7 protein-coding genes and 1 pseudogene are annotated in these 11,799 nt (G+C 64.0%); 5 read left to right on the top strand and 3 right to left on the bottom strand.

The features are described from left to right. Positions 1 to 319 precede the first annotated feature (319 nt). Positions 320 to 3,014: pseudogene (locus QMX78_RS16650) on the bottom strand (TonB-dependent receptor). 91 nt (positions 3,015 to 3,105) lie between these two features. Continuing rightward, the gene (locus tag QMX78_RS16645; RefSeq protein ID WP_282271612.1) at positions 3,106 to 4,125 is read right to left on the bottom strand and encodes a glucokinase family protein; all 1,020 of its coding nucleotides are present in this window, start codon (positions 4,123 to 4,125) and stop codon (positions 3,106 to 3,108) included. 370 nt (positions 4,126 to 4,495) lie between these two features. Between QMX78_RS16645 and QMX78_RS16640 the strand changes: the two genes are divergently transcribed. Genes QMX78_RS16640 through QMX78_RS16620 form a run of 5 tightly spaced genes read left to right on the top strand, consistent with a single transcriptional unit; the run spans position 4,496 to position 10,172 of the window. Then, positions 4,496 to 5,785, top strand: a complete 1,290-nt coding sequence (locus tag QMX78_RS16640; RefSeq protein ID WP_282271611.1) for a sugar MFS transporter — start codon at positions 4,496 to 4,498, stop codon at positions 5,783 to 5,785. A gap of 43 nt (positions 5,786 to 5,828) precedes the next feature. Continuing rightward, on the top strand, positions 5,829 to 6,905 hold the full coding sequence (locus tag QMX78_RS16635) for a LacI family DNA-binding transcriptional regulator (RefSeq protein WP_057627176.1): 1,077 nt from the start codon (positions 5,829 to 5,831) through the stop codon (positions 6,903 to 6,905). Between the two features lie 6 nt (positions 6,906 to 6,911). Then, positions 6,912 to 7,940 (top strand): SIS domain-containing protein, encoded by a 1,029-nt coding sequence (locus QMX78_RS16630; protein ID WP_282271604.1) that lies wholly within the window; start codon positions 6,912 to 6,914, stop codon positions 7,938 to 7,940. Next, positions 7,940 to 9,082 carry an N-acetylglucosamine-6-phosphate deacetylase gene (gene nagA, locus QMX78_RS16625; RefSeq protein WP_282271602.1) on the top strand — a complete coding sequence of 381 codons (1,143 nt, stop codon included), beginning with the start codon at positions 7,940 to 7,942 and terminating at the stop codon, positions 9,080 to 9,082. Before QMX78_RS16630 ends, nagA begins: the two co-directional genes overlap by 1 nt. A 22-nt stretch (positions 9,083 to 9,104) precedes the next feature. After that, a complete protein-coding gene (locus QMX78_RS16620; protein WP_282271600.1) occupies positions 9,105 to 10,172 on the top strand; it encodes a heparan-alpha-glucosaminide N-acetyltransferase domain-containing protein in 1,068 nt (355 codons plus the stop codon). A 165-nt stretch (positions 10,173 to 10,337) separates the two neighbouring features. On the opposite strand, the gene QMX78_RS16615 is transcribed toward QMX78_RS16620, so the two are convergent. Continuing rightward, entirely contained in the window at positions 10,338 to 11,558 is a 1,221-nt protein-coding gene (locus QMX78_RS16615) for a multifunctional CCA addition/repair protein (RefSeq protein ID WP_282271598.1), read from the bottom strand. Between the last annotated feature and the right edge of the window lie 241 nt (positions 11,559 to 11,799).

The raw sequence follows: 11,799 nt of genomic DNA, 5'->3' as shown, positions 1-11,799 counted from the left end.
GCGTGGCACCGACCACCACCCAGTCACGGTCACCGGCCTGCAGGCCGAGCAGGGAATCGCGGACAGCGCCGCCGCCGAGATAAGTCTTCATGCGGCCATGATAAGTCGGATGAGGTATTGCACATGTAGTGCCGAGCCATGCTCGGCAGCGCAAGCATTGCCGAACGTAGCCGATGCCGAGCATGGCTCGGCACTACATGGGGCAAGGGCATTGCCGAGCATGGCTCGGCACTACATTGAAAAGCTAAAAAAAACCGGGCCCGGAATGATCCAGGCCCGGCGGGTCACGCTAACCGGCGATGTTGCATGCCGGGATCGATCAGTACTTGAAACGGAAGTTCAGGTAGTACTGGCGACCGTTCTCGTAGAACGCGCTCGGAATGACCGAGCTCTGGTAGTACTTCAGGGTCGGGTTGTTGAGGTTCAGCGCATCGAAGCTGACGCTCAGCCAATCCGTTGCCTTGTAGCTCAGCGACAGCGACAGCGTGCCGAATTCATCCTGGTAGTACGGGCTTGCACCCTTCAGGCCGATCAGGAACTCGGAGCGGTAGGTGTAGCTGACGCGTGCACCGAAGGTGTCGTTCTCGAAGTAGCCGCCCACGTTGTAGGTGTTCTTCGAGGTACCCAGCAGGTTGTTGCTGCCATCTTCCCAGGTGTGCGAGGTGCTGCCATCGGCATAGGTGTAGTTGGCGTTGATGCCGAAGTTGTCGCCGATCGGCTGCTCATAGGCGATTTCCGCGCCGGTGACCTTGCCGTTGGAGTTGACCGGCACGGCGACTTCATAGGCTTCCAGCTGGTTGGTCAATTCGCTGAACAGCATCTGCGTCTCGGTGCCGAAGGCCACATAGTCCTTCAGGTTCATCGAGAACAGGCCGACCGACAGCAGGCCGCGCGGCATGAAGTACCACTCCAGGTTGGCATCGAAGTTGGTCGAGACCACCGGGTTCAGCTTCGGGTTGCCGCCGCCGCCGGTACGGCTCAGGTCCGAACCCCACGAGGATGCACCCAGGGCCGAGAAGTCCGGCAGGGTCTGGGTCTGCGATGCGGCGAAGCGGAACACCACGTCATCGGTCAGGTCGAACTTCAGGTTGGCACTGGGCAGGATGCGGTCGTGCTTGTTGTTGTAAGACAGCGCCTTCCACATGCCGAACAGGCTGCGCACGTCAGCATTGGCAGCGTCGCTGACAGCCTGGTAGGTGTTGATGTCCTGGTCGATGTTGACGTAACGCAGGCCGACGTTGCCGCTCCAGCGATCACCGGAGAAGTTGGCCTGGACGTAGCCGGCGAAGTTCTTTTCGGCCACCTTCCATTCGGCGCCGTAGTTGTGGCGACCATCCGGGCCATCGTTGTTGGCCAGCCAGGTGGAGTTGTTGAGGATCGCGTCCTTCAGCGCAGCTGGGGTGAAGTACCACAGGTTGCGCGGGAAGCTGCCACCGATGCCGCCGGCGAAGCCGCCCGGGTAGTTGGCAGTTGCGCCGTTCTGCAGGCTCGTCCAGATATCGCCCGGGGTGGCACCTTCGGGTGACAGCGCTTCGCGCTTGTGGTCGGCGTAACGCAGGCCGAAGTCGATCGAGTTCAGCGTGCCGCTATCGAAGTACTGGTTGAAGTCGGCGGTGAACCACTTCTCCTTAGTCTTCGGCGGTGACTTCCTGGTTGCCCCAGGTGCCACCCCAGTTTGCAGCGCCCGGCGACAGGTCGCCGCCGACGTTCCAGTCGATCGGGCTGCCTGCGCCATGCGTGGTCCAGTTTGCGCCACCGCCGGTGCCCATCGTGAGCTCGGCGATGAACTGGCGTGGGGTCGAACCGGTGCCCTTGGTGTTGCCGGCCTGGAACTTGGCATTCAGCGAGTCGTTGATCTGCCAGTCGGCATCAAGCGTCACATAGCTGCTTTTGGCCGTTGCTTCGCGGTAGATCATGTCGTACACGGCGTAGTCACGACCGGCTTGGCCGGTGAAGTTGGCGTTGGTCAATACGCCATCCTTGACCACGTAGCCGGCGTCCGGCGCCTGGCCCGGACGGGTGACGACGCCACTGCTGTTCTTGACGTCGCTCATGATCGATGAGCCCCACAACATGAAGTTGCGGTTGTAGTTGTTGGCATCCATCTTCGAGCTGAAGCCTTCCAGGCCCAGCGTCAGATTGTCACTGGGCTTGAACTGCAGGCCGATCAGGCCGCCCTTGCGCTCGCGGGTCTGCTCGAACAGGGTGGAACCGAGCAGGCTGGGGGCATACACGCCGGCCAGGTCCGGATTGCTCTGCGCAACGCTGCCATTGGGATCGATCTGGAAGAAACCGGCCGGGATTTCCTGCGCTTCACGACGCAGCTCACGCTTCTGGCTGAAGGCCTGCACCATCACGCCGAAGGTGCCGTCGTCGTTCTTGTAGTTGAACAGGCCCGACAGCTGCGGGTCGTTGGACTTTGCCGAGTCGGAACGCACTGCGCCGACCGAGGCTTCAGCGGTGATCTGGTTCGGGAATTCCAGCGGCTTGCGGGTGATGATGTTGACGGTACCTGTGGTGCCGCCATCCTGCAGCTTGGCCTGCGAAGACTTGTTCACTTCAACCGAGCTGACCAGTTCGGACGGCAGCAGGGTGTAGCTGACGCTGCGGCCCACGTTGCTGCCCTGGCTCAGCACGAACCAGTCGGCCGAGCCGACGCTGTGGCCGTTGATCAGGGTCTGGGTCAGGCTCGGGCTGGTGCCGCGCATGCTGACGCGGTCGGCTTCGTCGAAGCCGCCTTCGTCGGCAGAGGACGAGCTGATGTTGACGCCCGGCAGGCGCTGCAGGGTATCTGCAACGTTGTGCGCCGGCAGCTTGCCGACGTCTTCGGCGGTGACCACTTCAACGCGGGCGTTGGCTTCGCGCTTGGTATCCAGCGACTTTTCCATCGAGCCGCGGATACCCGTGACGGTCACGGTGTCCAGATCGGTGGCGGTCTTTGCGGCTTCCTGCGCGTGTGCGCTGAAAGCGAGACAGCTGATGATGGCTGCCGAAAGCATAGTCTTGCGATGCATGTTGTCTCTCCTCAACATCAAGATTGATTGGCACTGCGTGCCGCGTTACTACGGTCCTGCTGGTGGATCTGTTGCTTATGCTGCTGAAGGCTTACGTGGCCGACTTTTCCAGATACCAACTGGCGGCGCCGATGACGCCCAGTTGCCCGTGCTCTACCAGCTTCACGGGAATGCTTTGCAACGCCTTGCGCATCGGCCCCTTGTTGAGGAAGCGTTCTACGAAGGTGCTGTTCAAAAGAAACTGACTGATCTTTGGCAGGATGCCGCCAGCCAGATAGATGCCGCCCTGCACGCCGTAGAGCAGGGCCATGTCACCGATGGTCGAGCCGAGGATTCCGCAGAACAGCTGCAGGGTTTCCACGGCCAGCGGATCGCTGCCATCGCAGGCGGCGGCGCTGACGGCGTCGGGGGTGGTGTGCACCGGCGTGACGCCGCGCACCGCGCACAGCGCGTTGTACAGGTTGAGCAGGCCGGGGCCGGACAGTGCCTGTTCGATCGATACATGCGGACGGTCCTGCAGCATCTGCTGCAGCACCGCCATTTCCAGTTCGGTGGTGGCTGCCAAGGAGGCCTGGCCGGCTTCGGTCGCCAGGACCACCGAACGGTTGCCGACCGGGATCCACACGGCGGCGCCCAGGCCGGTGCCCGGGCCGATCACCAGGGTCGGGCCGCGCTCGGCTTCGGCCGGGCCGGTCAACTGCAGGACCTGGCTGGCACTGATATGGCCGGCGGCATGCGCGACCGCTTCGAAGTCGTTGACCAGATGCACGCCAGCAAACCCGAGGTCATCGCGGATGCGGGTGGACGACAGCGGCCACGGCAGGTTGGCCGAGATCACCGTGCCGTCCGGCAGCGCGTAGCCGGCGGTGGCGATCACGCAATGTTCGACCGGTGGGTTGTGGCTGGCGAAGTCAGACAGGATCGCGCTGAGGCTGGGATAGTCCGCGCAGCGGTACTTGCGATAGGACAGTACGTCGATGGCCGGGTCGTTTGCCGCTGCCGCCTGGATCAGACCAACGCGGACGTGTGTGCCGCCCACGTCGGCGGCGAAGAAGGGCCGGCTGGCGGGGTCAAGGCGGGTGGTCTGCAGTGGGGGGACGACAGCGGTCACTCGGGTTCCCTATGGCGAGGCGGAGCGCCCGGAGGGGCACCATTCGGGGGCGAGTCTGTAATCGTTCTGACAACGATGTCAACGAATAATTGAAACTTTCGATGTTGCGCCGCAGCGCGTCTGCGCAAACCTTGCGCCGCCTGCATTTGTTGCATCCGATAGCGTGCAGTGGCTTAACTTGCAGGGTTTTCTGCCAAAAGCCTGATTCTTGCGGGCTTGTGGGACATTCCTGATGCGTTGCCGGAATAACCCTGCGGAGCTGTGTTGTTGACAAACTTGTCCGCAGCAAACCATAAATGTGACAACGTTGTTCCCACGTAAGTCGCCGGACGGCCTCGATCCGTCTCCCGCATCCGCAGGAGCTTTGCCCATGTCTGCTGTTCCCGTCTCGACGCCGCGTACCAGCATGGCGTCGTCCATCGCCATCGTCGGCGTGCTGTTCTTCATCATCGGCTTCTGTACCTGGATCAACGGCCCGTTGATCACCTTCGTCAAGCTGGCCTTCGACGTGAACGAGGTATCAGCCTTCCTGGTACTGATGGTGTTCTACCTGTCCTACTTCTTCCTGGCCTTGCCTGCGTCCTGGATCCTCGGTCGCACCGGCATGAAGAAGGGCCTGGCGCTCAGTCTGGCGGTGATGGCGGTTGGTGCGATGGGCTTCGGTGAGTTCGCCACGCAGCGCTGGTTCGGCGGTGCGCTCGCCGGCCTGTTCGTCATCGGCGGCGGCATGGCCCTGCTGCAGACTGCGGTCAATCCCTACATCAGCATCCTCGGCCCGATCGAAGGCGCCGCGCAGCGCATCGCATTGATGGGCATCTGCAACAAGATCGCCGGCATCATCGCGCCAGTGGTGATCGGTACCTTCGTGCTGCACGGCATCGGCGATCTGGAAAGCCAGGTGCAGGCGGCCGACGCCGCAACCAAGGCCGACCTGCTCAACAGCTTCGCTGCCAAGATCCACACACCCTATATGGTGATTGCCGGTGTGCTGCTGCTGGTCGCAGTCGGCGTGCTGTTCTCGCCGCTGCCGGAAGTGCGGCCGGACCAGGCCAATGCCGTGGCCAATGACGGCAAGGCCGCCAAGCGCAGCATCTTCCAGTTCCCGCACCTGTGGCTGGGCGTGATGTGTCTGTTCGTCTACGTCGGCGTGGAAGTGATGGCCGGTGACGCCATCGGCACCTACGGCAATGCCTTCGGCCTGCCGCTGGACCAGACCAAGCTGTTCACCTCCTACACCCTGTTCGCGATGCTGGTGGGCTACGTGATCGGCTTGTTGGTGATCCCGCGCTTCATCTCGCAGGAGAAGTACCTGGCGGTGTCGGCGGTGCTGGGCGTGGTCTTCACCCTGGGCGCGTACTTCACCCACGGCTATGTGTCGGTGGGCTTCGTTGCCGCGCTGGGCTTCGCCAACGCGATGATGTGGCCAGCGATCTTCCCGCTGGCGATCCGCGGCCTGGGCCGTTTCACCCAGATTGGTTCGGCCCTGCTGGTGATGGGTATTGCCGGCGGCGCGATCATCCCGCAGGCCTTTGCCCTGCTCAAGCACGCGTACCCGGAACACTTCCAGCTGGTGTTCGCCGCACTGATGATCCCCTGCTACCTGTACATCCTGTACTTCGGCACCGTAGGTCATAACGCGGGCAAGGCACGTGGCGCCTGAATCAAGCATCATGGCGGCAATCGAGCCAACGCGGGAACCGGTAATGCGTAGACCCACCATCAAGGATGTCGCCGAGCGTGCCAAGGTCTCTTTGAAGACCGTCTCGCGGGTGATCAACAACGAGCCTTCGGTGATGCAGGCCACCCGCGCGCGCGTACTGCGCGCGGTGGCCGAGCTGGACTACGAGCCCGATCCTTCCGCGCGCAACCTGCGCAGCAACACCACCTTCGTGATCGGGCTGGTGTACGACAACCCCAATCCGTACCACATCATCGGGGTACAGAACGGCGTGTTGTCGGCCTGCCGCGAGACCGGCTTCGGCCTGCAGATCCATCCCTGCGATTCGACCTCGCCGATGCTGGCCGAGGAACTGGCCGACTGGGTACAGCGTTCGCGCCTGGCCGGGCTGGTGCTGACCGCGCCGATGTCCGAGCGCCCGGAACTGGTGGCCGCACTCAATGCACGCGGCATCAAGACCGTGCGCATCATCGCCGCCACCGAAGACCCGGGCGATGGCCCCTGCGTGTTCGTCGATGACCGCGATGCCGCCTACGAGATCACCGAGCACCTGATCCAGCTCGGCCACCAGCGCATCGGCTTCCTGTGGGGCGGCACCTCGCACCGTTCCAGCGGCGAGCGTTACGCCGGCTACGAAGCGGCGCTGAAGGACTACGGCATCCCGCTGGACAAGCACCTGGTGATCCCGGGCGACTACACCTTTGACGATGGCTTCCGTGGTGCGCGCCGCCTGCTGGCCCTGCGTGAACCGCCTACCGCCATCTTCGGCTCCAACGACGAAATCGCCGCTGGCGTGTTGGCCGCAGCCAATTCGGCCGGCTTGAACGTGCCTTACGACCTGTCCATCGCCGGTTTCGAGGACAGCCCGTTCTCGCGCCAGTCGTGGCCGGCGCTGACCACCGCCAAGCAGGCCACCGGCGACATCGCCCGCCATGCCGCGCGTTTGCTGATCAGCCAGCTGCGCACCGATGCCTACGAAGACAGCCCGGCACAGCTGCAGAACCAGGGCTTCGTACCGCAGCTGGTGGTACGTGGCTCCACCGCCCCGCTGCGCCAGCAGCCGTCGCGACCTCCGTCATCTCCCCCCGACCTCTCCGAGTAACGATCCATGGCACTGCCGAGTGAAACCGAAACCCTGATGTTCAACGAGGCAGCGCAAAGCGCCTCTGTCATCGCCGCCCAGTTCGCACGTAACCGCGACGTGGTGCAGGCCCTGGCCGCCGACCTGCGCCAGAACCCGCCACCGTTCGTTGTCACCTGCGCCCGTGGCAGTTCCGATCACGCGGCAACCTATGCCAAGTATCTGTTCGAGACCCAGCTCGGGCTGGTGACCGCCTCGGCGTCGCCGTCGGTGGGCTCGGTCTATGAGGCGCCGCTGCAGCTGCGCGGCGCGCTGTTCATCGTGATCTCGCAGTCGGGCAAGAGCCCGGATCTGCTGCGCAATGCCGAGGCCGCCAAGGCTGCCGGCGCGCGCGTGGTGGCATTGGTCAATGTCGAGGATTCGCCACTGGCACTGCTGGCCGAAACCGTCATCCCGCTGGGCGCCGGCGTCGAGCGCAGTGTCGCCGCGACCAAGAGCTACCTGGCCTCGCTGGCAGCGATCCTGCAGCTGGGTGCCTACTGGAAGAACGATCCGGCACTGATCGGCGCGCTGGATGCGTTGCCGGCCGCGATGTCCGAAGCATGGGCCTGCGATTGGACGGCGGTGACCGAAGGCCTGGTCGATGCGCACAACCTGTTCGTGCTTGGCCGTGGCCCGGGCCTTGCGGCGGCGCAGGAAGCCGCGCTGAAATTCAAGGAAACCTGTGGCCTGCACGCCGAAGGTTATAGCTCGGCCGAAGTGAAGCACGGGCCGATGGCGCTGGTTGGCCGCGATTTCCCGGTGCTTGCCTTCGCCCAGCCGGACGAAACCGGCGCCGGCACCCGTGCCGTGGCCGAAGAATTCGCCGCGCGTGGCGCGCAGGTATGGCTGACCGGCGAGGGCGGCAACCTGCCGACCGCATCTGCTCCGCATCCGCTGTGCGCACCGCTGCTGACCATCCAGAGCTTCTACCGCGCGATCAACGCACTGGCGCTGCGCCGTGGCAACAACCCGGACCTGCCGCCGCACCTCAACAAGGTGACGGAAACGGTCTGATGAAAACCGCGCTGCGCAATGGCCGGGTACTTGCCGGTGAGAACTTCCGTGACGATGTCGCGGTGTTGATTGAAGACGGCCGCATCACTGCGGTCGTCTCCAGCGACGACCCGGCCGTTGCCGCGGCCGACGCGCAGGTAGACCTGGGCGGCGGCTGGCTGCTGCCCGGCTTCATCGACGCCCAGGTCAATGGCGGCGGCGGTGCATTGTTCAACAACCAGACCGACGTCGATGCGCTGCGCACGATGGTGGCCGGGCATCGCCGCTACGGCACCACCGGCATGCTGCCGACCCTGATCAGCGACGATGCCGAAGTGATGGCGCGAGCGGTGCAGGCCACCCGCGAGGCAATCGCCGCCAAGGTGCCGGGCGTGCTCGGCATCCATCTGGAAGGCCCGTACATCGCACCGGCGCGCAAGGGCACACACGATGCGGGCAAGTTCCGCGTGCCGGATGCCGATGAAGTGCGCATGGCGACGGCGCTGGACAACGGCGTCACCCTGATTACCCTGGCACCCGAGCGCGTACCGCTGGCAACGATCCAGCAGATGGTCGCCAACGGCGCCATCGTTGCTGCCGGTCATACCGCCGGTACCTACGACGAGATCCGCGCCGGCCTGGACGCTGGCATCACTGGCTTCACCCATCTCTACAACGCGATGTCGCCGCTGCAGGGGCGTGATCCCGGTGCAGTGGGTGCGGCACTGGAAGATGCCGACAGCTGGTGTGGCGTGATCGTCGATGGCGTGCACGTACACCCGGCCAGCCTGCGCGTGGCGCTGGCGGCCAAGCCGCGCGGCAAGGTGTTCCTGGTCACCGATGCAATGCCGATGGTGGGCTCGGACAACCCGGCGTTCGAGTTGTACGGCGAAACCATCACCGCCGTTGATGGGGTGGTCCGCAATGCTGCGGGTGCTCTGGCCGGTTCTGCCTTGGACATGATCACCGCCGTGCGCAATACGGTTGGCCTGCTGGGTCTCTCGCTGGCCGAAGCTTCGCGCATGGCATCGACGTATCCAGCGCAGTTCCTGGGCCTGGATGATAGTTACGGGCAGGTCGCGGCCGGCTACCAGGCTGATTTCGTCCTGCTGGACAGCGACCTTCAGGTGCAGGGCACCTGGATTGCCGGCCAGCGCGACTGAGTTCCGGCTTGTGAACAAGGTCATGAATAAAGCCATTCGTTATGCCTCGGTGGATGCCCTGCGCGGCATCACCGTCGCGGCAATGCTGCTGGTCAACAACCCCGGCAGCTGGAGCCACGTCTACGCACCGCTGCTGCATTCGGAATGGAACGGCTGCACGCCGACCGACCTGGTGTTTCCGTTCTTCCTGGTGATCGTCGGCGTGTCCATCGCGCTGGGCGTGGTGCCGCGGGTGGAGCAGGGCGCTGATCGCGGTGCGTTGAGCAGAACAGTGTTGATTCGCGCTGGACGTATCCTTGGTTTGGGCTTGTTGCTGCACTTCCTGGCCTGGTGGTGGCTGGACCTGGCGCACTACCGGCCATGGGGTGTGCTGCAACGCATTGGCCTGTGTTTCGCCGCTGCTGGCATGGCGGCGATCTGGTTGAAGCCGCGGCTGCAGTGGTTGTGCATCGGCGTGCTGCTGTCCGGCTACGCTGCACTATTGGTGGCCGGAGGTTCGCTGGAGCCTTGGCTCAATCTGAGCAGCCGCGTGGATACTTCGTTGTTCGGTGCGCTGCTGTATCAATATGACCCAGCGACCGGCCACGGCCATGATCCCGAAGGGCTGATGTCCACGCTGGGCGCACTGGCCTCGACCTTGCTCGGCCTGCGTGCCGGTGCGTTGTTGCGGCAGCGCCCTTGGCGATTGCTGCCTGCTGCTGTGTTGCTGTTGGTTGCCGGCGGCCTGTGGGCGCAGTGGCTGCCCTTGAACAAGAACCTGTGGACCTCGTCGTATGTGCTGTGGACCGGCGGCTGGGCATTTGCGGGCCTGTGGCTGGCGCACATCCTGATCGACCGCCGACAGTGGCCCGCGCTGGGGCGCCGCTTCGGTGTCAACGCGATCACCGCTTATGCCGGTTCCTCGGCGATGGTGCTGGCGATGATGGCAACCGGCAGCTGGGGCTGGCTGTGGGAGCAGCTGTTCGACCGCTGGCTGAGCCGGTTGGCTGGCGCACAGTTCGCCTCGATGGTGATGGCATTGAGCTTCGTGGCGATCTGGTGGTTACCGATGGCATGGATGGACCGCCGCAAGATCTATCTGAAGATCTGAACCAGCCATTCGCAGGTTTGTGGGAGCGGCGTCAGCCGCGAAGCCACCAATTCGAAAGCAATGGCAGATCATGCAATTGCAGACAGCTGCTTTTGCAGTGGGATTACCAGCTTCGCGGCTTACGCCGCTCCCACAACATCCAACGACTGCGACAACGGTTGGCAATCACCGCGCCGCGCTGATTGCCTTGATTCGTGCCTTCTTCAAGGCTTCACCAATGGCTGGGCCTTGCAGGCCTTCGGTAGCGATGTCGCGCGCGTTGATCGCCAGTGCAGCCGCATGCAGGCGCTGCAGGGTTGCTCGCTGCGGGTAGTCGCTGTCCTCGAAGCCGAGCCGGCCGCGTTTGTCGCATTCGCAGACCAGGGCCATCTGTGCGATGCGTTCGGGGCGACGGAAGCCGTCGCAGCGTTGGATCAGCTCCAGCACGGTAGCGTCGCGCAGTTCGTCGATGCGATGCACGTTGAGGTGTTCGCGGCAGACCGCTTCTGCCAACTGGCGATGGTCGAGCGGAATCTTCAGGCGTTCGCAGAGTTTGGCCAGCGGTTTCAGGCCGCGCTGCTCATGCATGATGTGGCGCGGCAGTTCGTCGTTTGGGGTCAAGGCCTTGCCAAGATCGTGGGTGAGGGCGGCGAAGCCGATCAGGTCATCGCCCGGTGCCAGCTGTGCGGCCATGTCGCTGACCATTTCCTGGTGCACGCCGGTATCCACTTCCGGGTGGAACTCTGCGCGTTGCGGTACGCTGTACAGCGCGTCTACCTCCGGCAGGATCACGGCCAGCGCGCCGGTGTCGTGCAGGCAGCGCAGGAAGGCGGATGGTTGTTTCATGGTCAGGCTGCGACGCAGTTCCTGCCAGATGCGTTCCGGCACCAAGGCGTCCAACTCGCCGCTGGCGGCCATCGCGCGCATCAGCGCGGCGGTTTCCGGTGCCAGGGTGAAACCCAGCGGTGCAAAGCGGGCCATGAAGCGTGCCGCACGCAGCACCCGCAGCGGATCTTCGACGAAGGCCGGGCCGACATGGCGCAGCACGCGTTGTTCGATATCGCGCACGCCACCCCAGGGATCGACCAGCTCGCCGGTTTCCTCGTCGCGTGCGATGGCGTTGATGGTGAAGTCGCGGCGCTGCAGGTCTTCTTCCAGCGTCACCGAGGGATCGGCATCCACCACGAAGCCGCGATAACCGCGGCCGGATTTGCGCTCGGTGCGCGCCAATGCGTATTCCTCACCGGTCAGCGGATGCAGGAACACCGGGAAATCCTTGCCTACGGCCTTGAAACCGTCCGTTTCCATCTGCGCTTGCGTGGCACCGACCACCACCCAGTCACGGTCACCGGCCTGCAGGCCGAGCAGGGAATCGCGGACAGCGCCGCCGACGAGATAAGTCTTCATGCGGCCATGATAAGTCGGATGAGGTATTGCACATGTAGTGCCGAGCCATGCTCGGCAGGGGCTTCACCGACGATCTTGTAGGAGCGGCGTAAGCCGCGAGGCTGACAATGTCGGAAGGCCTCAAAAGCCAACCCCTCACCAACCCTCTTCTTCGCTACACGAAAGGGAGGGGGCAGAAACGGTAGTGCCGAGCCATGCTCGGCAAGGGCTGTAGCGGGAAGGCCTCAGCCGAGCATGGCTC

Origin of the sequence: Stenotrophomonas sp. PS02298, from assembly GCF_029959445.1 — a bacterium.
In the GTDB taxonomy this organism is placed as follows: domain Bacteria; phylum Pseudomonadota; class Gammaproteobacteria; order Xanthomonadales; family Xanthomonadaceae; genus Stenotrophomonas.
This window is presented reverse-complemented; position numbering and strand designations above follow the sequence as displayed.

Excerpts from the sequence above, each read along its gene's own strand:
- QMX78_RS16640 (WP_282271611.1), top strand. The coding sequence starts at position 4,496 with ATGTCTGCTGTTCCCGTCTCGACGCCGCGTACCAGCATGGCGTCGTCC.
- QMX78_RS16635 (WP_057627176.1), top strand. The coding sequence starts at position 5,829 with ATGCGTAGACCCACCATCAAGGATGTCGCCGAGCGTGCCAAGGTCTCT.
- QMX78_RS16630 (WP_282271604.1), top strand. The coding sequence starts at position 6,912 with ATGGCACTGCCGAGTGAAACCGAAACCCTGATGTTCAACGAGGCAGCG.
- nagA (WP_282271602.1), top strand. The coding sequence starts at position 7,940 with ATGAAAACCGCGCTGCGCAATGGCCGGGTACTTGCCGGTGAGAACTTC.
- QMX78_RS16620 (WP_282271600.1), top strand. The coding sequence starts at position 9,105 with ATGAATAAAGCCATTCGTTATGCCTCGGTGGATGCCCTGCGCGGCATC.
- QMX78_RS16615 (WP_282271598.1), bottom strand. The coding sequence starts at position 11,558 with ATGAAGACTTATCTCGTCGGCGGCGCTGTCCGCGATTCCCTGCTCGGC.